Annotated in this window: 15 protein-coding genes; 10 read left to right on the forward strand and 5 right to left on the reverse strand. The window is 68.5% G+C overall.

The features are described 5' to 3' along the window. The first annotated feature begins 87 nt into the window (after window positions 1-87). From KEG57_RS29945 to panB, 3 genes are all read left to right on the forward strand, one after another. Complete coding sequence (locus tag KEG57_RS29945) at window positions 88-2,265, forward strand: DUF4388 domain-containing protein (protein ID WP_272421800.1); 2,178 nt, start codon at window positions 88-90, stop codon at window positions 2,263-2,265. A 161-nt stretch (window positions 2,266-2,426) separates the two neighbouring features. Beyond that, entirely contained in the window at window positions 2,427-3,800 is a 1,374-nt protein-coding gene (locus tag KEG57_RS29950; protein ID WP_272421801.1) for a DUF2330 domain-containing protein, read from the forward strand. Window positions 3,801-3,950: 150 nt separating this feature from the next. Then, the gene (gene panB / locus KEG57_RS29955; RefSeq protein ID WP_272421803.1) at window positions 3,951-4,892 is read left to right on the forward strand and encodes a 3-methyl-2-oxobutanoate hydroxymethyltransferase; all 942 of its coding nucleotides are present in this window, start codon (window positions 3,951-3,953) and stop codon (window positions 4,890-4,892) included. Window positions 4,893-4,943: 51 nt separating this feature from the next. Here the strand turns inward: panB and KEG57_RS29960 are convergent, their stop codons facing one another. From KEG57_RS29960 to KEG57_RS29970, 3 genes are read right to left on the reverse strand one after another with little or no spacing between them, the layout of a single operon-like run. Continuing rightward, entirely contained in the window at window positions 4,944-5,963 is a 1,020-nt protein-coding gene (locus tag KEG57_RS29960) for a hypothetical protein (RefSeq protein WP_272421805.1), read from the reverse strand. Window positions 5,964-6,005: 42 nt separating this feature from the next. Further along, on the reverse strand, window positions 6,006-8,039 hold the full coding sequence (locus KEG57_RS29965) for a vWA domain-containing protein (protein WP_272421806.1): 2,034 nt from the start codon (window positions 8,037-8,039) through the stop codon (window positions 6,006-6,008). After that, window positions 8,036-8,971 carry a DUF58 domain-containing protein gene (locus KEG57_RS29970; protein WP_272421808.1) on the reverse strand — a complete coding sequence of 312 codons (936 nt, stop codon included), beginning with the start codon at window positions 8,969-8,971 and terminating at the stop codon, window positions 8,036-8,038. Before KEG57_RS29970 ends, KEG57_RS29965 begins: the two co-directional genes overlap by 4 nt. Window positions 8,972-9,037: 66 nt before the next feature. Between KEG57_RS29970 and KEG57_RS29975 the strand changes: the two genes are divergently transcribed. Further along, window positions 9,038-9,439, forward strand: a complete 402-nt coding sequence (locus KEG57_RS29975) for a hypothetical protein (protein WP_272421810.1) — start codon at window positions 9,038-9,040, stop codon at window positions 9,437-9,439. Window position 9,440: 1 nt separating this feature from the next. On the opposite strand, the gene KEG57_RS29980 is transcribed toward KEG57_RS29975, so the two are convergent. Next, entirely contained in the window at window positions 9,441-10,442 is a 1,002-nt protein-coding gene (locus tag KEG57_RS29980) for a hypothetical protein (RefSeq protein ID WP_272421811.1), read from the reverse strand. Between the two features lie 82 nt (window positions 10,443-10,524). Between KEG57_RS29980 and KEG57_RS29985 the strand changes: the two genes are divergently transcribed. The 6 genes from KEG57_RS29985 (at window position 10,525) to KEG57_RS30010 (ending at window position 18,745) form a co-directional block, all read left to right on the forward strand. Next, window positions 10,525-11,142, forward strand: coding sequence for a hypothetical protein (locus tag KEG57_RS29985; RefSeq protein WP_272421812.1), 618 nt, complete (start codon window positions 10,525-10,527; stop codon window positions 11,140-11,142). Between the two features lie 670 nt (window positions 11,143-11,812). Next, window positions 11,813-12,688, forward strand: a complete 876-nt coding sequence (locus KEG57_RS29990; RefSeq protein ID WP_272459066.1) for a hypothetical protein — start codon at window positions 11,813-11,815, stop codon at window positions 12,686-12,688. 66 nt (window positions 12,689-12,754) lie between these two features. Further along, window positions 12,755-13,891 carry a serine/threonine-protein kinase gene (locus KEG57_RS29995; protein ID WP_272459067.1) on the forward strand — a complete coding sequence of 379 codons (1,137 nt, stop codon included), beginning with the start codon at window positions 12,755-12,757 and terminating at the stop codon, window positions 13,889-13,891. Window positions 13,892-13,899: 8 nt separating this feature from the next. Beyond that, a complete protein-coding gene (locus KEG57_RS30000) occupies window positions 13,900-15,618 on the forward strand; it encodes a sigma-54-dependent transcriptional regulator (protein WP_272459068.1) in 1,719 nt (572 codons plus the stop codon). A gap of 195 nt (window positions 15,619-15,813) precedes the next feature. Then, window positions 15,814-17,604, forward strand: coding sequence for an FG-GAP-like repeat-containing protein (locus tag KEG57_RS30005; RefSeq protein WP_272421817.1), 1,791 nt, complete (start codon window positions 15,814-15,816; stop codon window positions 17,602-17,604). A 214-nt stretch (window positions 17,605-17,818) separates the two neighbouring features. Further along, entirely contained in the window at window positions 17,819-18,745 is a 927-nt protein-coding gene (locus KEG57_RS30010; RefSeq protein ID WP_272421818.1) for a hypothetical protein, read from the forward strand. A gap of 42 nt (window positions 18,746-18,787) precedes the next feature. Here KEG57_RS30010 and KEG57_RS30015 read toward each other — a convergent pair whose 3' ends face one another. Beyond that, window positions 18,788-21,991 carry a serine/threonine-protein kinase gene (locus KEG57_RS30015; protein ID WP_272421819.1) on the reverse strand — a complete coding sequence of 1,068 codons (3,204 nt, stop codon included), beginning with the start codon at window positions 21,989-21,991 and terminating at the stop codon, window positions 18,788-18,790. Between the last annotated feature and the right edge of the window lie 54 nt (window positions 21,992-22,045).

Raw genomic sequence — 22,045 nt, forward strand, 5'->3', positions numbered from 1 at the left:
TCCCCTGTCGATCCGCCGGAGGACTGCTGCTTCGGCGGGTCTTGGGATACCCCGTCGTTGCGGACATGTACTATCTCTGCACTCGCGATGTCCGTGCTCGGCACCAACCAGCGTGTCGCTGATCGCCTGCTCTCCGACGGCCGGATCGCGGCCGAGGAGCATCGGCGCGCCGTGGATCACGCGAGCCGTCAGCGCGGCCGGATCGAGGATTCGCTCATCGAGCTCGACATCCTGCCCGAGGGAGATCTCCTCAAGTACGTCGCGACGCTGCACAACACGCGGTTCGTCTCGACCGAAAAGCTCGCGAAGGCCGCGATCGAGCCGCGCGTGCTCGGACGCGTCTTGCCGAAGACCGCGAAGATGCACGGCGTCTTTCCGGTGCTGCTCGACGAGGCGAAGTCGGTGCTCTCCGTCGTCACCGCGGATCCCGACAACGACGCTGCGATCCACGAGGTGAAGCTCGCGGCGGGCGTGCGCGAAGTGCGCGCGCTCGTGGCTCGGCCGGCCGCGGTGCGCGCTGCGATCGCGCGGCATTACTTCAAGGAGGTTTCCGCCTTCGAGGCGCTCCTCCGTCCGGTCGCGACGAACGCCCAGACCGGCGACTTCATCGACATCGAGCTCGGCCCCGCGCCGGCGCGCCCTGCGACGGGGCCCATTCCTTCGCCGGCTGCGTCGCCGCGCAACCCGGGCGTGCAGGCGCCGCCGCCGCCGCGCGCGCCGATGCCCACGTCTCCCTCCGCGACCGGACAAACCAGCCCCACCGGCGCGCGTGAGCAGACGCAGCCCTCGGTGCACACGGGCAGCACACAGCCTTCCCTGAACGGCGGCCACGCGCCGATCACGGCGACCGCGCAGACGTCGCCGAGTGGAGGGCAACCGCCGACCACGCAGGTGCGTGCGTTGACGGGGACCGCGCCTTCGCCCACGCCGCCGCCGCCTCCGGTCCCGATCCTCACGCCGATCGAGACGCACGAGTACATCGAGACGCTCAACGTCCTCGTGAGCTTGCTCGAAGCGAACCGCCAGGATCTGCGTGGTCACTCGGCTGTCGTCGCGCGCCTCTGCCGCCGCACGTGCGAGCGCATCGGCCTCGCGCCTGCGCACGTCGCCGCGTTTGTCGTGGCTGCGTACCTGCACGATCTCGGCAAGATGGGCGCGTATCACCTCACCGCGCTGAACGTCGCCGAGTACGAGGGACATCGCGTCGCGGGCCTCAAGGCCGTCGCGCTCCCGGCGCAGCTCATGGGGTCCGTGGGCCTGCCGGCGGAGACCGTGGCCGCGCTCCAGGCCATGTACGAGCGGTACGATGGCCGCGGCTTGCCGCATGGCCTCGCGGGCAAGGAGATCCCGCTCGGCGCGCGTATCCTCGCCGTCGCGGACACCTACGCCGACCTCACGCAGAACCCGCGCAACCCCTTCCGCAAGATCCTCCGCCCGGCCGAGGCGTGCGACGTGCTCGCCGGGTATCGCGGCACCGTCTTCGATCCGAACATCGTCGACCTCTTCCGTCACGAGGTCACGGGCGACGACATGCGCGCGCGGCTTTTGTCGGAGCGGTACACGGTGCTCGTCATCGATCCGGATCCCGAGGAGACCACGGTGCTCGAGCTTCGCCTCATCGAGCAGGGCTTCGAAGTGCGCGTCGCGCGGACCGTGGCGCAGGCGTGGCGCGAGCTCGAAGGCGGCGAGATCGCGGCCGTCGTCAGCGAGATCGACCTCGAGGAGCCGGAGATGGGCCTCGCGCTCCGTGCCGACGCGCAGAAGGAGTCGTGGGGACGCGGGATCACGTGGGTGATCCTCACGCGCAAGAACGACCGCCACAGCGCGCAGAAGGCCTTTGATCTCGGCGTCGACGACTTCGTCTCGAAGCCGACGTCCGCGGACATCTTCGCGGCAAAACTCCGTCAGCTCGTGGAGCGCCGTGTCGCGCGCGGCGGTGGGCGCGGCGTGACCGGATCGCTCGCGGAGATGAGCATCCCGGACATGGTCCAGGTTCTCTGGCATGGCCGCAAGACGTGCGCGCTCCGGATCCAGACGGGCAAGGGCACGGGCGAGATCCACTTCGCCGAGGGGCAGGTCGTGGACGCGCGCTGGGAGCAGGTCGTCGGCGAAGAGGCCTTCTACCGGATGCTCGCGCTGAACGAGGGCGAGTTCCGGCTCGAACCGGGCGTCGAGCCTTCGGGGCGCACGATCGCCGTATCGCCCGAGGCGCTCTTGCTCGAAGGCATGCGCCGCCTCGACGAGGGCATGCTGCACGCTCCGTAAGGGGCGTTTCCCCTCCGCTTTCTTTTGCGAATCTCCAGCCGTTGTCGGTCCGTGGAGCGTCGAGACGCGTAGAGTGAAAAGGCTACGCGCCTTCATGGGGGGTCGCGTAGCGGAAGCGTCCCTCGCTCGGCCTTGCCGGGCCCTTGCCTTGGAGGATCGTGATGAAGCTCCTTCGCGCCCTCGCCTTGTCCTTGCCCTTCCTCGTGGTGCCCGCCCTCTACGCGACCGATTCGAATGCGTGTGGCGGGTGCTTCATCACCCAGCAGGAGACCACGCAGGTCACGGGCCACCGCATGGTTCTTTCGATCTCGAACGATCGGACGACCCTTTGGGATCAAATCACCTACGCGGGGGATCCGTCCTCGTTCGCGTGGCTCCTGCCGATCAAGGGGCAGGTCGACATCGGGCTCTCGTCCGACGCGGTCTTTGGCGCGCTCGAACAGGCCACACAGGTCTCGGTCCTCTCGCCCTCGATCAACTGCCTTCCGCCCGACTGCGTGGGCGCGCCGAGCGCGGGCGGCGACAACGACTCGGGCTCGGGCGGCGCGGGCGGCGGCGTCGAGGTCATCGCCGAGGAGGTCGTCGGCCCGTACGCGACCGTGCAGCTCTCGTCGCAGGATCCGAACGCGCTCGCGAACTGGCTGCTCTCGAACGGCTACAACATCCCGCCCGACATCAAGCCGATCGTCGACGCGTACGTGAACGAGGGCTTCGACTTCCTCGCCCTCAAGCTCGTGCCTGGCCAGGGCATCAACTCGATGCGCCCCGTGCGCGTCACCTCGCTCGGCGCGGTCCCGGTCCTGCCGCTGCGCATGGTCGCCGCGGGCACGGGCGCGCTCACGCCGATCACGCTCTGGGTCCTCGGCGAGGGCCGCTACGAGCCGACGAACTTCCCGAGCTTCCAGATCAAGCCCGCGGATCTCGTGTGGAACTGGGACACGCAATCGAGCAACTACAAGGACCTCAAGCAGCAGAGCTTCGACACGTCGGGCGGCAAGGCGTGGCTCGTCGAGGCGGGCGAGCCGCTCTCGCGTTACTGGATCGAGGACAATCTCAAATACACGGCCGAGTTCGACCCCGAGAACAGCGGCTACGGCGGCGATCCGATGGGCCCGAGCGCGCTCGAGGAATGCGTGGAGGACATGGCCGCGCTCTTCGGCGCGATCCCCGAAAACAACCTCTGGGTGACTCGCATCCACGCGGAGCTCTCGCGCGAGGCGCTGAAGACCGACCTCACGCTGGGCGCGTCGAACGACCAGTCGTACGTCGAGCGATGGCTCCAGGTCACGACCGCCGTCGGCACGCCGCCCGCGTGTCCGCCGCCGCCGGAGTGGTGCTCCGACCCGGGCGGGCCGATCACCGACCCCGACGTGAACCCCTGGGACAATGGCTTCGGCGTGGGCGAGGACGACCCGAACCCGGGCTCGAAGAGCGCGGGCTGCGCCGTCGGCGGCGAGGCGGGCATGCCCGCGGCGCTCGGGCTCCTGGGCGGCGCGATGTTGCTTTCGGTCGCGCGCCGCCGTCGCCGCCGGTGACGTCCCATCGCGCGGGTTTTTCCGGGTCATCCCGGCGTGCAGCCCGCGCGATTTTTTCGCGGATCGCGCGTCTTGCCGTTTCGTTCGGGTCGCCCTAGCCTCGTTCGTAGGCGTGGACCGCGTCCATGCGGCCGCGACCCGGAGGAAATCATGTACGGTCCCAAAGGTCAGAGCAGTGGCGGTGGACGTCCGTCTGCGGCTCCCAAGAAGATCACCGTGCCGGACATTCGCGCGCGGAAGGCAGGCGGGCCGCCGATCGCGATGGTGACGGCCTACGACTTCACGATGGCGCGACTGCTCGACGAGGGCGGCGCGGACATGCTGCTCGTCGGCGATTCGCTCGGCATGGTCGTGCAAGGGCACCCGACGACGCTGCCTGTGACGGTCGAGGAGATTTGCTACCACGGCCGCGCCGTCGCGCGCGGGGCGCGGCGCGCGCATGTGGTCGGGGACCTACCGTTCATGAGCTTCCAGCTCTCGCCCATGCAGGCGCTCGAGAGCGCGGGCCGCTTGATGAAGGACGGCGCGTTCGAGAGCGTGAAGATCGAGGGCGGCGAGGAGGTGGCCGAGCACGTGCGCCGCATCGTCACGGCGGGCATTCCGGTGTGCGCGCACATCGGGCTCACGCCGCAGTCGGTGCACGCGATGGGCGGCTTCAAGGTGCAGGGCAAGGGCGACGACGCCGCGGCGCGGCTCGTGCGGGACGCGCAGGCGCTCGACGAGGCTGGCGCGTACGCGATCGTGCTCGAAGCGATCCCGCCGGATCTCGCGGAGGAGATCACGGCGGCCGTGTCTGTCCCGACGATCGGCATCGGCGCGGGCGCGGGGTGTGATGGGCAGGTGCTCGTCTGTTACGACATGCTCGGCATGTACCCGGATCTGCGCCCGCGCTTCGCGAAGCGTTTCGCCGAGGTGGGCGAGCAGATCATGGCGGCGACGCGGGCGTACGTGGAGGAGGTGCAAGCGCGCACGTTCCCCGGCGCCGAGCACAGCTTCAAGCCGAACGGCCCGCGCCGCATTCCGCCGCCGGCCGAGCCCGCGGCCGCGACCGCGGTGCTGGAGGAGATCCCTCCGCACTGGCAGACGCATTGAGGTTTGGCGGGGGCGGGCCCGGGATCGGAGCCTGCCCCCGCGCTTTCGGCGTCAATTGCAGTTGATGCCGCAGATGAGCTCGACCTCGCCGACGCAGATGCCGTCCCAGTTCTGCTCGCAGCAATAAGGATCGGCCTTGCAAAGGGCCGCCGCGCACGGGTTGCACGTCGGATCCAGCTCGTCGCCCGACTGGCAGATCGAGTGCGCGCAGTTGCAGCTCACGCCGCACTTCATCGTGGCCGCCTCCACGCAGGCCTGGTCCCAGCCCGTCGTGCAGCACGCGGGCTGATCCATGCACACCGCCGTGATGCACGGATCCGCGCCGCAGAGCGTGTCCGCGAGGTACGAGCATGCCCCGGTCCACGGCGCGCTCGACCCCATGCCGCAGCAGTTCGCGTCCTGCATGCACACCTCGTCCACGCACGACGCGCGGCAGACGTCGGGATCGAGGGCCGCACCCGTGCCGCAGACCGAGTGCGGGCACTCGGCGCAGGGCCCGCAATCCTCGGCGCACGAGCCGCAGTCCTCGCCGCCGTTGCACACGCCGTCGCCGCAGAAGCAGGCGCCGCAGTCGTTCGGGCACGAGTCGCACGTCTCGCCGTTGCACTCGCCATTGCCGCAGCAGCCGGCGTTGCAGAGCTGATCGGCGAGCGCCACGCAGTTGCCGCCCCAGAAGTCCTCGCAACACGCGGCTCCGTTCTCCGATGCGCAGACCTGCTCGACGCACGGATTGCAGCCCGCGTTGAGCGCATTTCCGACCGTGCAGACGGCGTGCTGGCAGGTATCGCCGCCGCCGGACGAGGACGAGGACGAGGACGAGGACGAGGACGAAGAGGCCGACGAGGAGGACGCGGACGACGAGGACGAGCTGGAGCTCGACGCGCTCGACGAAGAAGACGTGCTCCCGGACGACGACGACGATGCGTTCATCCCGCCCATGCCGCCGCTGCCCCCGCTGCCGCCTTCCCCTCCCGCGCCGGGGTTCTGCGGCGAGCCGAAGAGGTCCCTGCCGTCGGCGGTACACCCGGCCGCGGCGAGCGCGGCGATCGCGAGCAAGCAAGTGAATCGCATGTCCTCACGCCTCCGAAGCGAGAACGGCGATGCTACCGCGGTTCAGACCGTCGTGGACGCCGAACCCTCGCGCTTTTGCCCCACCGCGCGCAGGAACAGCTCCAGCACGACGAGCCCGAGCAGCCCGAGCGCGACGTAGGGCGACGCGTCGATCGAGGGCACGACGCCGCCGAGCGCCTCGGCACGCGCCGCGTCGATCACGCGCCGCGGGCGCAGATCGATCTCGCGCTCGGGGACGGTCGCGACGCGGATCGCGCGCTCGCCGTCGAGACGCACCTCGTACCGACCCCGCAGCGGCGCCACGGCGCGGCGGCGTCCGTCCTGCTCCACGACCGGGATCGGCCGCCGCGCTTCGCCTGTGCGGAGCGGCAATCGCTCGATCGACACGTCCTTGAACCCGTCGAACGTGAACGCGTCGCCGACGTCGATCTGCCGCGCCCCGCCCCGCGCCCGCGCCGTGCCCACGAAGCGGTCGAGCAGGGCGAGGAATGCCGGCCGCAGGACGAAGTCGCTCTCGTCCACGGTGAGCGGCAGCGAGAGCGCGAAGACGGCGCCGCGGCCGAGCGAGCGGCGCAGGAGCAGGGGCGCGCCGTCGTCCCAGCGCGCGAGCATGTCCGCGTTCGTCGCGGCGGCCGGATCGAAGGACGCGCGTCCGTCGGGCGAGAGCTTGCCGAGGCCCTCCGCGCTCGGCCCGAAAAACACCGCGCTCGCGGGATCGGCGCCCTGGGACGGACTCGGCCCCCAGCGCACCACGCCTGGCACGAGCGGATCGAACCCCGCCCCGAGTGGCGCTGTCGCCGCGCGCGGCCCGAACGTCAAGAGCAGCACGCCCCCGCGCTCGACCCACGCCGAAAGCGAGCGCCGACCCTCCGGCGTGAAGCCCGGCACGTCATCGACGATGAGCCCGGCAAACGCGGCGAGCTCATCCGCGTGGTCCGGCACCGCGGGCAGCGGCCGCACCTCCGCGTCGAGGTGCATCGCCGTGAGGGCCTGCTCGATCGGCGGCGGCCCGCCCGTGGCCACGTGCGTCGAGGCCACGTCCACCACGACCGCGATTGGCAGCGCCCCGCCGGCCGGCACGACCGGGGCCTCGTCGTCCTCCAGGATCGCGTCGCCCGGCGTCAGCCCGACCGTCAGGTCCTCCGGCGCTCCTTCCGGCACGTCGAGCGCGACCTCCTCGGCGCGGACGGACGGCCCGAGCGGCGCCGACGCGAGCACCTTCCCCTCGGCCCGCAGCTCCACCGCGCGGCCCGCCGAGGCCGAGATCACCGCCGCGCCCTCGCCGGCCGGCCGCGCCTCGGGGCTGCACACGACCCGCGCCCGCACCTTGCCCGAGCGCAGATCCGCGCGTGTCACGGCGCAATCGCGGTCTGTGGCTTCGAGCTCCGGCAGCGGCACCCACAACGTCGTGTCCGAGCCGCCGCCGAGGGGCGTGGCGTTCGGCGCTCCATCGGCGAGGTCGCTCAGGAGCACCACCCGCCGATCGGCGTGCGGAACGCTGCGCAGAAGCTCCCGCGCCAGGGCCAGCGCGCCATCCAGATCCGTCGCGCGATCCGACGGCTCGATCCCATCGAGCGCGCCCGTCACGGCCGCCATGTTCGTCGTGGACGCGAGTGCCACGCGCGCGGGCGCGCCCCCGAGGACCACGGCCACCGCATCGCCGCTGCGCAGGCCCGTGGCGAGCTCGCGCGCCGAGGCGAGGGCCCGATCGAACTTCGTCCGTTTCCCCGGCGCGGCCGTTCCGCCCTCCAGCGGCGCGCGCATGCTCAGCGAATCGTCGATCACGATCGCGAGCGCCACCGAGGCTCCGTCTTTTCGCTCCAGGCCGAGCCGCGCGCACCGCACGAACGGCGTCGCGCCGAGCACCGCGAGCAAGAGCACGCTGAGCGCTCGCACCGCGAAGAGCGAGCGATCCTCCAGCATGCTCCGCCGCCGGGCCAATGGCTTCGTCGGCGGAACGAGCTTCGCGGGCGGGAAGGGTTGCTCCTCGGCTTGCCTTCGCCGGAGCAGGTGCGCTGCGACCGGCGCGGCGACGAGCAGCGCCACGAGCAGCGCGGCGATCGTGGCGAAGCTCATGCGCGCGCCTCGGCCACGGCGCGCACCACTTCGCGCACCACGTCGGCGGGAGGCTTGTCCGTGACAGACTCCACCCAGCGCCCGCCCCTTCCGGAAAGCTCCGTCGACCAGCGCTCGGCGATCCCGGCGAGCCGCTCGCGGTAGACCGCGCGCACCTCCTCGGCGTCGGTCTCCACGACCACGTCGCCCTCGCTCGCGCGGAGCCGCACGTGCCCGGAGAAGCCGAGATCCGCCTCGTTCGGGTCGAGCACCCGCAGCGCCACGAGCGAGCGCCCGCCGGCTGCGAGCGCCGAAAATGCCGACAGCGCCCGCTCCGGCAGGTCCACGAAATCGCTCACGAGCACGATCACCGCGCCTCGCCGCGCCCGCCGTGCCACCGGGGCGAGGGCCCGCTCCATCGCCGCCTCGTCCGTGCTCGCGTCACCCGCGGCCGCGGCCCCTTCGAGCGCCCCGGCCACCCGATCGAACGCCTCGCGCCCGCTCGACGCTGGCAGCGGCAGCGTCCCGCGCCCGCCGATCCACGCGAGGCCCACGGGATCCCCCGTCGACAGCGCCACGCGTGCCAGCGCCGCGGCCACGAGCGCCCCGTAGGCGAGCTTCGCGCCTGGGGCCCGGCTGCTGCGGTAGGCCATCGACGCCGTCGCGTCCACACAGAGCCAGAGCGCGCGATCCGTCTCCGTCTCGAACTCGCGCACCATCATCCGGTCGTGCCGGAGCAGCGCGCGCCGGTCGAAGAACCGGAGATCGTCGCCGGGCACGTAGGGCCTGTGCCCGCCGAACTCCACGCCGGGCCCTTTGCGCACGCTCCGGTGCCCGCCGGCGTAGACGCCCTCGGCCAGCGTCCGGGCCCTGAGGCGCAGCGGCGCGAGGCTACCCCAGTCGATGGGGATCCCATCTCTTCCGGAGCGCGACGAAGGGCGAAGCTCGGCCATGGGGACGGTTGAATTAGCCCAACACGACGGGCCCGCCACGACAAAACTTGTGGCAAGGAGAGGACCGTGCGCGTGTTCTTCTGCGGCCCTTTCCGCGTGTTCCTCCTCGCCGCGTTCCTCCCGGCGTGTCGCGGCGGCGACGCCCCCGAGGCCACGCCCGCGCCCGCTCCCCCCGATACCGCATTCTCCGCCGCGCCCTCGGCCGCGCCCCCGCGCCGCCCGACGATTCGCCATTACCTCGCCCGCACGGCCGAGCGATGCGAGGTTCATTCGGTCGACCGGGACGTCGTCTCCCCGGCCACGCAGACCCCTTGCCCGCAGGATTTACAGGTCGGCGAGCGCATTCGCGTGATGGGGAAATCGTGTTTGCGGGAGGGGAGCACCGAGCGGACGCAGCCGGTGGTTTGTCCGGGGGCGCTGCTTTCGGCGGCGCGGGAGCCTCCGGGTCCGGACGGCGGGGCGCCCTGAATCAGCACCCCCCACGCAGCGCCAGGCGGAGCGGCTTCGCCACGGAGTCCGCGCCGAACCGGCGTGTTTCGATGATGGGCGAGTCGCACTCCACCAGCATGACCTGATGCACCAGCGCGCCCTCGCCGGTGCGCACCACAGTGCTCTTCAGCCGCGTCGCGCGCCAGGGAACCCAGGCCTCGGCGCCGTCGTCGCAGCGCACGGGGGCATAACGCAGCATGAACGGACGGATCAAGTCCTTGTGCGACGCCGAGAACACGCGTCCACGGGGGAGCTTGCAGCGCGACTCTAGCGCCGCAATGGCACGCTCCCGCCGCTCTCTCTGTTCGGGCAGGCTGACCCATTTCTGCGCGAGTGCCTCGTCGAGAGCCTCTTCGGTCTTCTCGAGATCTTCTTTCGAGAACGCGGCCGTATCCTCGGCGAGCTCGACCGCGCTTGAGCGACTGTCCTTCGGCTGGATTTTTCGCGACGCTGCGTCCTCGGGCGAGGCGAGCTCGACGAGCTCGGTCGGACCGGACAAGCGCGCCTGATATTGCTCGGCCTGGTCCTTGCGCTCGAAGAGCCCAGCCACGACCGCGAGCCCTTTGCGCTTGGGATCGGCGAGCGGCAGATCGTCCAGCGTCGTGACGAACGGGTATCCCGTCGCGAGCTCCCCGGTCCCCCCGCTGCGGAGTGCCGCTTCGGCCGCATGGGCGTCGACGGCGACGCCGAGGAAGAGTGCATAACGCGGCGCGCTTTTCTTGCATTCCTCGTCGAGATAAACATCGAGGTGGCAGAAGCCAGCCGGCAAGACATCCTCGGCGGGGATGGGGCGCAGCGCCAGCGTGGGTGCTGGAGGCGGAGCGGTCGCGGCGGACGCCGGCGCGGCGCTGGTCGTGGAAGCGGTACTCGGCAGGGTTGCTGCCCTGGGGACGACCTGCTGTCCGGCATTGGATGACGAGCACGCCGACAGGGACAGGGATACGCACAGCACGACGGTGAATGGCAGGGCAGGTCGATCCATGAGGAAAGGCGCTACCACGAGAGATCGGGGAGCGCAATTCTCACGCCTTGCCACGGCTCACGAGAGCAGCTACCCACCTCGCATGCGCGTCGCTTCCGTTCTGCTGTTGCTCGCGGGCGTCTTTTCCTGCGCAATCACCCCCCCGGCCAGCGCTCCCCCGCGTTCCCGCGGGTCGGGGATCGAGCCCGCGACACGAGCATCGCCCGAGGTCCCGGCCGATGAGGTCCGCTTTCGTCTCCCGCTCCCGCCGCCGGAAACGGGCCGCCTCGTCTTCTTCGATGTCCGCCCCGACCCGCTGCACAGCTTTCCTGCCGTCGCGATCGAGAGCGCCGGACGTCCGGTGCAGACGGTCGTGCTCGACGGCCCTGACAACGAGCAAATGGGTTGGGAGGCCGTCGCGCGGGCCGGCGAGGCTTCCCGCGAGGTCATCGGCGTCCTGGACAATCGAATCGAGTCGCCGGGCTGGGACCTGGTCATCGTTGCTTCGACCGATTCCGGCCGCACCTGGGCGCGCCGTGCGACCCTCCGCAAGGTCTACTACATGGCAACGGTGGAGTCGCTGATTGCGCGATCGCGGGATCATTTCGATCTCGTCCTCCGGCTCGACGACGACTATGGCGCAGGCGTCGCGCCCGGCCGATATGTCGCTTCGACCGAGGACCGGGGATCTTCGTGGTCTCCGTTCGTCATTGCGCGTTGACGCCAGACTTCCAGCCATGTCGCCCCTGAAGGCGAAGGCCAGGAAAGAACGCCCCGCTGTCCGGCATTCTCACGAGAGCAGCGACCCGCCTCGCATGCGCGTCCGCTCCCTGTTTTCACGCTGGACTGCGTAGGCCTCCCGCTCCCGCCCTACGCTGGTTCGTGGAACACACGCCCGGGCCACCCGGCCGCCCCCTGTTTCGCGGAAAAGCTCTGACCGTCGTCGCGTCCGCCGACGGTTCGGCTCCGTGACCGTCCCGGGCTCGACCTCCGCGCTGGAATTCCTTTGCGAAACAGCGCCGGGCCGTCTCGCCAGCCAGCCGTTGTTTTCCGCAACCACGCCGGGACGCGGACGCGGCCCATCGTTGTTTCTGCCGGAAGCGACGAGGGCCCGAGCGCCGATCCTGTCCTGCCGCGGAACGATTCCCGGCCCGCCGCGCTTCTCCCCGTTCGGCAGCCGAACAGGCCCCGTCCTCCGAGGCCCGAGCCAGTCTGGGCGGCTTCGAAAGGATGTGCTCGGCGCGCCGTTGCTGTCTCACGGGCTCGCTTCCCTCGACATCAACGGAACACGATAGCGTCCCATGCTCTGCACCCACCCACGCCGAGCTGGCGTGGCGTGGTCCGTCACATTTGTCTTGACCGTCCATGGCGGCCTGGGTAGCGTCCCCACGATGGCAGCTCGCATTCTTTCCTATCGCATCGGTCTTTTCACGCTCCTCCGGGAGCTGCAATACACCCTTTCCCACGCGCGCCAGGAGCCTCTCGCCGCGGTTTATGTGCCGGTCTTCCAGGAGCTCCGCGAGGAATGGAAGCTCGTCCTCCTCGAAGAAATCGAGATCCTCGATGGGATGTCGCAGGCGCAAGCCGCCGTCGACAAGGCCGACGGCGGGCTCGACGTCTTCGCCGGGCGTGCCTCGCGTGGCATTGACGACACCACCGAAGGCCCTACGCGCAAGCAGCTCCGCACCGCGCTTTTCAAGAACAAGCCGCTCGGGAAGTTCCGCCGGCCCGTCCTCGCCGGACAGCTCGACAACATGAGCGACTGGGCCGAGACGCTCGCGAAATGCGGCGTGCCCGCGCTCGTGGCCATGGCGCCCGAGGCGGAGACGCTCGTATCCGCGGGCAAGGACGCCGAACAATTGCGAAAGACCGCGCAGTCGAGCAATCGCGATTTCCGCGATGTCGGCAAGCGCAAGCAGTTCATCGACAAGGTCAACGCCGCCCGCAAAGAGGCGCACGGCGGGCTCGGAAAGCTGCCCTTCCAGAACCCCGCGCTCCCGCAGGACTTCGCCGACGGTTTCTTCTACAGCGAGCCGCCTCGCGAGCAGGAGGAGACGATCGACGAGGTCAAGGCGGCGATCGCCGAGCTCACCGCCCAGCTCGAAGAGCGCAACGCCCTCCTGAAGAAGCTCGAAGAAGAAGCCGAGGCCGAGGCCCGCGCCGCCGAGGAGCGGCAGGCCCGGGCGCAGGCGGCCGAGGAGCTCGAAGCGCAGGCGAAAGCGCTGCTCGAAAAGGCAGCCGCGCTCAAGGCGAAGGCCAGGAAATAACGCCTCGCGCCCTGCCCTCCTCACAGCCCTTGCCCGCCACGCGCGATGGCGCGTACCCTCGCAACCTTGGCGATCAGGGTTCAGGGGAAAATCGGCGACAAATACGAGCTCTCCGCCGTCCTCGGGGAGGGGACGATGGGCACGGTTTACGCCGCGAAGAACCTGCGAACCGGCCGGCGCGTGGCGATCAAGTCGCTGCGGGGGAACGTCCTCGACCCGCGGGATCCCGAGCTTTTGCGCTTCGACCAGGAGGCGCGCATCGCGGGTTCGCTCGAGTCGGAGCACATCGCCCAGGTGCTCGACATCGAGCGGGATCCCGCCACGGACGCCCCGTTCCTCGTGATGGAACTGCTCCGCGGGGAGGACCTGCAATCCCTCCTCGACAGGGTCGGCCCCTTGCCGGTCGACGTGGCTTTGCGGATCGCGGCGCAGGTTTGCGCGGGGCTCGCGGCGGCGCATGCGGCGGGCGTGGTGCATCGGGACATCAAGCCCGGCAATCTCTTTCTCGCGCGGCGGGAAGGCGGCGCAATCGTGGTCAAGATCCTCGATTTCGGCCTCGCCAAGATCCGGCGCCTCCCGCCGGATCATTCCACGAGCGCCGCGCCTTCGGCCCTCTCGGCACCGCAGCTGTCCATGACCGAGACGGGGCAGCTCCTCGGCTCGCCGCTTTACATGTCGCCGGAGCAGCTCGACGGCGCGAAAGGCATTGACGCACGCAGCGACCTGTTTTCGCTGGCGGTGACGCTGTTCGCGATGCTCACCGGAAAGCCGCCGCATGCGGACGTCAAATCGTTCCCCTTGCTGCTCAACCATATCGCGACGAAGCCGATGCCCACGGTGCGCGAGGTCGTGCCGGGGGTCGGCCCCGACGTGGAGGCGCTCCTCGAACGGGCGTCACGGCTTTCGCGTGAAGAACGGTTCTCCAGCGCGGCGGCGATGCTCGAAGCGATGAAGCCCCTCTTGCCGGGAGGCATGGCGCTGCGGGAGGACATGCTCGTCGGCCGCAGGGACGCGCCCAGCGAGGTGGGCATGACCCACATGGAGAGCGCTCCGTACGCCGTGATCGAGCGCGCGGTGGCCGAGGAACGGGCCCCGACGGAGGCGACGGTCTCGTCGCGCCCCCGGCGATGGCCTGTGTGGCTCGGGATCGCCGTCGTCCTCGTGGCGGCGGTCGTGATGGCCCTCGGGCTCCTTGGGCGCTAAGGAGGGGCATGAACCAGCGGGAAATCCTTGCTTTTATCGACCGGCTCCGGAAGGCGAGGACCTTCGAGGACGCCGCGCACACCTTGTTGCGCGCGATGCTCGACGCGGCGCTCGCGGCGCTCGCGGAGAGCAGCTTCGCCGGCCGCGGCAAGATCCTCCGCGGCATGGCGCACTGGCGGCCCGGCGACGGCTACCGGCGATTGGTCCTCCTCGACGATACGCAGCGCGGCGGCGAGCCGACCATCAACTATTTGCCGTCCGTGAGCGCGTGGCGCTGGGTCGTCACGCGAGCATGCCCCATTGCGATCGACGTCCCGCTCGGCCGCGTATGGACGCGGCAAAACGAATCCGCGAACGTGTTCCAGGAGGGCGGATTTTCCGGTCAGGACAGCGTGCTTCGGCTGACGAGCCGCGACACGAGCCACCTCTACGCGATCCCGCTGCGCACCCTGCACGGCGCGATCGAGGGAATGGCCACGGTCGAGGCGGGGTGCCCGAGGGCCGTCGGCGACGATTTCATCTTCCCGGCCATTCACGAATCACTGGAGCTCCTCGCCGACCTCGCGGCGCCTTACCTCGCGACCCTTCCGCCCCGGCCCGCGGCGACTGGCGCGACCGACGATCTCTTGCCCGTCATGGGCCAGAGCATGGCGGGCTTGATCGACATGCTCCGCGTCTTCGCGCAGCAGGAGGAGACCCTGCTCATCGGCGGTCCCACGGGTGCGGGCAAATCGCGCCTCGCGCGCTGGTGCCACGCGCGATCGGTCCGGCGTGAGGCGCCCTTCGAGGTCCTCGACCTCATCGCCGTGCCCGAAGAGCTGCAAATGGCGGAGCTCTTCGGCTGGAAAAAGGGCGCGTTCACGGGCGCGGTGCGCGACACGCCCGGGTGCATCACGCGGGCCTTCAAGGGGACGTTGTTCATCGACGAGATCGACAAACTCTCGCTGAAGGCGCAGGCGGGATTGCTCCAGCTCCTCGAATCGCGCACGTATCGCCCGATCGGGGACGGCGCGCGCGAGCAGCAGGCGAACGTGCGTTTCATCGTGGGGAGCAACGTCGACCTGTACGACCAGGTGAAGGCCGGACGGTTCCGGGAGGATCTTTATTATCGGATCAACGTGCTCCCGGTGCAGATCCCCCCGCTCGACGAGCGCCGGGACGAAATTGCGGAATGGGCGCGCTTCATGGCCTCGAGGCGCCATCGCGAATCGGTGCCGGGCGGGGAAGCGCGGATCGCGGCGGGCGTGGAGACGCTTCTCGGTGAGCATGCCTGGCCGGGCAATTTGCGTCAGCTCGACAACGTCGTTCGCCGGGCCTATGCGCTCGCGCTCATGACGCACGGTGAGGCAGGGTCGGAGATCTTGCTGGAGGAAAAGCATTTCGCGCGCGCCCTGAGCTACGAGCGGGGGAGCGGGCGAAGGTCGACGCTCGACGACCTGCGCGTCGCGGCGGGCGCGATCGTGGAAGAGGCCGAGCGGCAGCAGGGAAAGGGCCTCGTGTTCGACCTGGATCTCTGCGATGCATTCCGCGGCCTCGTGCTCGGCACGGCGGTGGAGCGGCTCGGTAGCCGGGACGCGGCGTTCCGGCTTTTCGGGAAGGGCGCGCAGGTGCAGGCGCGCAATCACCACAAGATGCTGCGGCGCGAGCTGGAGAAGGTCGAGGCGCTTTGCAAGGCGCTCGGGGAGGAGAGCGGGCCCTTTCGGGAGCTGAGGGACGACGAGGCCTGAGCGCCCCGGGCTCCGCGTCCACGGATGACGCACGCGCGTACCTACGTTACGCGCGCCGAGCCTCGCTCGGGCCCCGCGTCCGAGCGAGGCTCGGGTGCACGCAGCTCTCGCGTGTCGGCATGCGGGTTGCTTTGCGGCTATCCGCACCGCGAGCAACGCGGCCCAACACAGTATCCCGCTGGAGCTTCGACACCCATGAAACGTTATCATTCCATGGCGATTGCCATCGCGTCGGTCCTTGCCGTTTCCTACTCGTCGACCGGCTGCTCTGGCCCGGCCGAACCCTCCGCCGAGGAAAACGTTCAGACGGACGTGGCCCCGCTTTATGTAGCCTCGTCGAAGCTGTGGAGCGGAGAGTCCGTCCAGGTCTGCTGGGAAAACCCCAGCGCGGCGCCTCAAGCCGAGAGAGACTGGGTCAGACAAGCCGTCCTCGCGTCGTGGGACGCCCACACGCGGGTGGATTTCAATGGCTGGGGTACATGCACCAGCTCGTCGAATGGAATTCGCATCCGAATCTCCGATGAAGGCCCACACACAGATGGCCTCGGCACCGATCTCGACGGCGAAACGGATGGTATGGTATTGAACTTTACCTTCCAAAACTGGTCCCCGGACTGTCAGAACTCGCGCCGGTTCTGCATCGAAGCAATCGCGGTGCACGAGTTCGGGCACGCGCTCGGATTCGCTCACGAGCAGAATCGGCCCGACACCCCGTCGTGGTGCGATGAGGAGCAGGGGAGCGACGGTGACCTCACGCTAAACTTGTGGGATCTGGATTCGGTGATGAATTACTGCAATCCGGAATGGAACGGCAACGGCACGCTCAGCGAGAGCGACATCCAGGGCGCGATCCAGATGTACGGCACTCCGCGATGGATAACGGAGTACGGCTATGTTCAGGGATGGCGTGTGGACAAGCACCCGCGTATGATGGCGGACGTCGACGAGGATGGAAAGCAGGATGTCGTCGCATTCGGCGATGCGGGGACGCTCGTGTCCAGGTCCACCGGGACCGGCTTCATGGCGCCGGAACTATGGGTGGACCAATATAATTACAATCACGGCTGGCGCACCGAATATCACGAGCGGATGATGGCGGATGTCAACAACGATGGGAAGCCGGACGTGGTCGGCTTTGGGGACGCAGGCGTGCTGGTCTCGCTCTCGACGGGAAGCTCGTTTACGGCGCCGTCACTCTGGGTCGGCGATTATGGCTGGAATCAGGGCTACCGCGTGGACAAGCACCCGCGCATGATGGCCGACGTCAACAACGATGGGAAGCCGGACGTCGTCGCTTTCGGGGACAATGGCGTGGTGGTCTCGCTCTCGACGGGAAGTTCGTTCACGGCGCCGTCGCTCTGGCTCGCCAATTACGGCTACAATCATGGCTATCGCATCGACCAGCACCCACGCATGATGGCCGACGTCAACAACGATGGGAAACAAGACGTCGTCGTCTTTGCCAACAACGGCGTGTACGTGGCGCTCTCGACGGGAAGCTCCTTCTCGACGCCATCGCTTTGGGTCGGGAATTATGGTTACAACCACGGCTACCGCGTGGACATGCATCCGCGGATGACGGCCGATGTCAACGGCGACGGGAAGCAGGACATCGTTGCCTTCGGTGACAACGGCGTGGTCGTGTCTACCTCGACGGGAAGCTCCTTCACGACGCCCCAGCTCTGGGTCAACAGATTCGGGTATAATCAAGTCGGATGGCGCGTGGAACAGCACCCGCGCATGATGGCGGATGTAGACAATGACGGGAAAGATGACGTGGTCGGCTTTGGGGGCAACGGCGTTTATATCTCGCGCTCTACCGGGAGCTCGTTCGAGCTGCCGAGCCACCTGGTAGAAGGCTTCGGTTATGATTTCGGATGGCGCGTGGACATGCACCCGCGCATGATGGCGGATATCAATGGTGATGGAACGCAGGACGTGGTCGGCTTTGCAAATGAAGGCGTCTTCGTCAGACAGACCTACTGAGGTCCGCTCCCATCGCCCGGAGCTCCGCGTCCACGGATGACGCACGCGCGTACCTACGTTACGCGCGCCGATCCCCGCTCGGGCCCCGCGTCCGGGCGAGGATCGTGTAGACGCAGCTTTCACGTGTGCCTTTCGGGCCTGAAGCACCTCCGGACGACCTCTGGCACGACGGGTGCAATGTCCGTGATCGTCACCTTCGACAGGAGGCTCTCTCTTGAACCCTGGAACCACGCTGCTTCGTTGTGCTTCGCCGTTCGTGTTCATCGCCATGAGCCTCTATGGCCTGGGTTGCATGGCAGACCCCGAGGATCCGGGTTGGGATCCCGAGGGTGAGGTGCTCGGGGAGGCTCATCTCGGGTCAGGTGGCGATCCGGGGACCACCAATCACTTGAGGTATCGGGTCACCCATAATCATGGCGTGCAGCGGACCGTTCGTGTGATCGGTAATGCCGCGCTGGCCCCTTCCGGCTTCCTGCCCAGCATGCCCGACATGCCATCGCCCAGCGCGGCGGGTGAGTGGGCAGGCGCCAGGGTCGAGTTTCTGGAGAAGCTCATCGGTTGCGCCTTGGCCGAGGGGACCACCGTGGGGGACACGGGACATATTGTCGGGTACATGACGAGTGGGGGGTTCTCCGTGCCCGTGTTCCAGCAGTACCATGGTGAGATCGGTCTTGCGCCGGACTGGAGCACGCGCGCGCTCACGACGGATGAAAAGAGGTGGGTCACGGCCTGCGTCGTGGCGCGCACCAACCGCTACGGCGCGACGATCAACATCCTGCTCGGAGGCGCTCACCCGGAGATCACCTATCGAGCCAGCGAGGCCTACCCCTACACGGTGCCGGAGTCGACGGTGTGGGGCAATATGTTCGATTCTACAATGCCGCTGGGTAGCAACACCGATAGCACTCCAGCGTTCAATGCGTACATCTGTAGCGACGTGACGTTCTGCAGCTCTGCCGAGGGGGCGACCCTCCGGGCATGTGACGCGACGTATACGCCCTGCGGCTTCAGCTACATGGGACTCTGCGACACCTTCGATGCCTTCTGCAGCGATCCGTTGCATTCGACGTTCGAGGGCTGCTCGAACCGCTCCTACGCGATTCACAGCTACTTGAAGGCGAGCGACGCGACTTGCCCTTGAGCGCCCGCTCCGTCCGACGTTCCTGCGTTGCCGGACACTCGCTCACTCCATTCCCTTGGCCTCCTGAATGTTCGCCTGATGCGCCGCCGCGAGCCGCGGGTTTTCCCGGATCGCTGCCACGAACGCCTCGCCCGCCGCGCGCGCGGCTTTCTTTCGATCCTCTCCGCGTGAGACCCTCGCCCGTACCAGGAGGAGCTCCCCCTTCGCCACGAACGCTTGCGCGCTGTGCGGGTGAATGGCGAGCGCCTTCTCTGCGAATTCGAGCCCCACGTCGACATCAGCGTTCGCGCTTTTCTCGTGCCCATCCAACCACGGGGCCTTTTTCGCGTGAATCTCGGCGAGCATCTGATAGGGCCGAGGGTCGTTGCGCTCCTTCGCGACGAGAGGTCGCAGGACGGCCGCCGCGGCATCGAATCCTTGCTCGCGCGCCTCGCCGCTCACCGCGCGCGCGCGGGCGGCGAAGAGGTGGAGCCTGGCCAGGATATGGTGAGAATCGATGTCCCACGTGTCCTCCTCGGCGACCTTCTCCACGCGGTCCCGCACCGAAAGGAGCTCGGGGACGGGCAGGAGGCGGTTGGAGAGTGTGTGCTCGGCTTCGAGCAGCCGGAGCTCGGCGACCTCCATCAACAAGAAGCCCGTCTCCGTGCCTGGCGTCGCGAATGCATGGATCTTCTCCAGGCCTGCGGCGATCGAGGCGCGAGGATCCTTGCCGACCGAGAGCTCGTACGCAGCCCGAACCCGCAACGATTTGGCCGCGTAGTAGGCGGGTAGAAAGCCTCCGAGGCTCCGCTGTTCGACCAGGGCTACGGCGTTCGAGAGTGCATCCACGCTGCTCTGCGCTTCGAGCCCGTGCTCGGTCTCGTACACGAGCCTGTAGATGGCAGCGCGGATCTTGCCGAACATGGGCAAGGTGAAGCTCGGGTCCACTTCGATGGCTTGATCGAACCGCTGCGATGCGCTCCCGAGGAGCTGGCGAGGATCCTCGCCGTGGAGACGGTCGAACTCCGCTTTTATCAGATACGTTTGTCCGAGTTCGTTCAGCGCCCAGGTAAACCGAGGCTCGACGTCGAGGACGCGGTGGAACGCCGCTATCGCATCCTCGGCGGTCACGCGCTCGCCGCGCGCGGCCTGCCGCGCTGCCCGGACGTTCAATGTGGCAGCCAGCGCGTAAAGCGCCATCGCGTCCCGAGGGCGGACGCGTACGGCCTCTTCCACGGCCTGGAGGACGGCTTGCTGAGCCGCGTCCGCGTCATTCGCCTGGGCATTTTCCGTGAAAAATCGGTAATAAAGCGCGAGCGCACGTTCGACCCGCGCGGCGCCATCCAGGCTGCTTGATTGTACCGCCCGGGCGCAGGTGGCCTCCGCGTTACCGAACTCGATCTGCGCAGGTTTTCCCAGCGCTCCTGCCGCGAGCCCCATCTTCTCCCAAAGCTCACACTCCGCCCGATGCACCTCCGGATCACTCTCAGCCATCTCCGCCGCGACCTTGTACGCCTCGGCCGCCGGGCCAAACGACAGCATCATCTTGTCCCAATCGAACGCCGCGTCGTGCCGATACTTGCTCCCCTCCGCGAACAATGCATCCGCCTCGAGCTTCTTCGCCTCATACATCCATGGCGCCTGCTCGAAGGCCTCCCGCGCCTTCGCCCGCGCCTCCTCGTTTTTCCCCTCGTACAACGCGATGAGCCCCTCCACGTACGCCGGCGCCTCGATCTCCGCCCCCGACGCCGCCCTCAAATGACCGAGCGCCGGAGCTCGCAGCGCCGCCGCGAGCTCCGCCTCCCGCTTCTTGCGCTCCTCCGCGTTCGTGATCCGCTTCGTCTTCGCGAGCGCCCGCCGATAAAGCTCCCCGAGCGTCCGCCCCAGCGCGTATTCGAGCTCCGGCGATCGATACCCCGCGCCGACCGCCTTCTCCAGATGCTCCCGCGCCTTTTCCGGATCCCCCAGCGCGAGATATCCCCGCCCGAGCGCGTAATGCCCCGGGCCCTCGCCCACGCGCCCCGCCTCCTTCATCCGCTCCTCGATCGCCGAGAGCTTCCGCCGCACCACGTCCCGCTCGCGCTCCACGTCGTGCAGCGGCAGCTCGTAGGCCGCGCGCAAGAAGAGCTCCATCTCCTTCACCCGCTCGCCGAGCTCCTGCGCGATCCTCGCCTCGGCTGCCGCCTGCTGCCGTGCCTTCCACCACACGCCGGCGAGCGCCAGCGCCGCGACGAGGAGCACGCCGGAGACCGCCGTCGCGAGCTTGTGTTTCCGCGCCTTCTTCCACAGCACGTACCCCACCGACGCCCGCCGCGCCAGAATCGGCTCTCCGTCCAAAAACCGCTGCAAATCCTCGGCGAGCGCCCGCGCCGATTCGTATCGCCGCCCCGGATCTCGCTCCAGGCATTTCATCACGATCGTCTCGAGATCCGCCGGCACCCCTTTCTTCACCTTCCCCAGCGCAGGCGCCTCCTCGAAGGCGACCATCATCAAAAGCTTCCACGTGTGTGGCGCGACGAACGGCGGCCGCTCCGCGACGACGTCGTAGAGCGTCGCGCCGAGCGAATATACGTCCGAGCGTCGATCCAGCGCTCGCACGTCGCCCTTTGCTTGTTCCGACGACATGAACGCCGGGGTCCCCAGCACCGCCCCCGTCACCGTCTCTCCTTTGTCCGCGACCTCCCGCGCCAGACCGAAATCCATCACGTAGGGCTTGATGTCCCCGTCCGCGCTCCTTTCGACCATGATGTTGCCGGGCTTGATGTCCCGGTGAATGAGCCCGAGCCGGTGCGCTTCGTGGACCGCGGCCGAGACCTCCCGCATCAGCTTCACGCGTTGTTCGAGCGATAGCTGTCCGGCCATTTTCGAGAGCGGTTCACCCTCGATGTATTGCATTGCGATGAAAGGCTCGCCGTCGGCCTCTCCGGCCTCGTAGATCCGGCAAACGTTCTCGTGCTGGACCTTCGCCTGCGACCGCGCCTCCTGGAGGAAACGCCGCCCGAGCTCCGGATCGCTGCCCTTGAGCAGCTTGAGCGCCACCGTGCGTCCGAGCCGCGGATCCCGGCCGCGATAGACGGTCCCCATCCCGCCTTCGCCGAGGAAATGAATGTCCTCGTACCGTTCCGCGAGGGACGGGGGCACGCTGCGACGCTCCGACCGGAGCTCCAAAGGAGGGCCGAGTTCCGTCTGCGCGAGCGCGGGATCGACCAGCACCGTGCTGCTCTCCACGTCGACGTCCACCTCGGGCGACGCACGAACGACCCTCATTCAACCACCCCTTGCAGGCAGGGCATTCCGAGCAAGAAGCTTACCAGCCGGGCG

This window comes from Polyangium jinanense, from assembly GCF_028435365.1.

Coding starts and splice junctions, on each gene's coding strand:
- KEG57_RS30005 (WP_272421817.1), top strand. CDS start 15,814: ATGAAACGTTATCATTCCATGGCGATTGCCATCGCGTCGGTCCTTGCC.
- KEG57_RS29990 (WP_272459066.1), top strand. CDS start 11,813: ATGGCAGCTCGCATTCTTTCCTATCGCATCGGTCTTTTCACGCTCCTC.
- KEG57_RS29965 (WP_272421806.1), bottom strand. CDS start 8,039: ATGAGCTTCGCCACGATCGCCGCGCTGCTCGTGGCGCTGCTCGTCGCC.
- KEG57_RS29945 (WP_272421800.1), top strand. CDS start 88: ATGTCCGTGCTCGGCACCAACCAGCGTGTCGCTGATCGCCTGCTCTCC.
- KEG57_RS29980 (WP_272421811.1), bottom strand. CDS start 10,442: ATGGATCGACCTGCCCTGCCATTCACCGTCGTGCTGTGCGTATCCCTG.
- KEG57_RS29960 (WP_272421805.1), bottom strand. CDS start 5,963: ATGCGATTCACTTGCTTGCTCGCGATCGCCGCGCTCGCCGCGGCCGGG.
- KEG57_RS30015 (WP_272421819.1), bottom strand. CDS start 21,991: ATGAGGGTCGTTCGTGCGTCGCCCGAGGTGGACGTCGACGTGGAGAGC.
- panB (WP_272421803.1), top strand. CDS start 3,951: ATGTACGGTCCCAAAGGTCAGAGCAGTGGCGGTGGACGTCCGTCTGCG.
- KEG57_RS29970 (WP_272421808.1), bottom strand. CDS start 8,971: ATGGCCGAGCTTCGCCCTTCGTCGCGCTCCGGAAGAGATGGGATCCCC.
- KEG57_RS29950 (WP_272421801.1), top strand. CDS start 2,427: ATGAAGCTCCTTCGCGCCCTCGCCTTGTCCTTGCCCTTCCTCGTGGTG.
- KEG57_RS29985 (WP_272421812.1), top strand. CDS start 10,525: ATGCGCGTCGCTTCCGTTCTGCTGTTGCTCGCGGGCGTCTTTTCCTGC.
- KEG57_RS30000 (WP_272459068.1), top strand. CDS start 13,900: ATGAACCAGCGGGAAATCCTTGCTTTTATCGACCGGCTCCGGAAGGCG.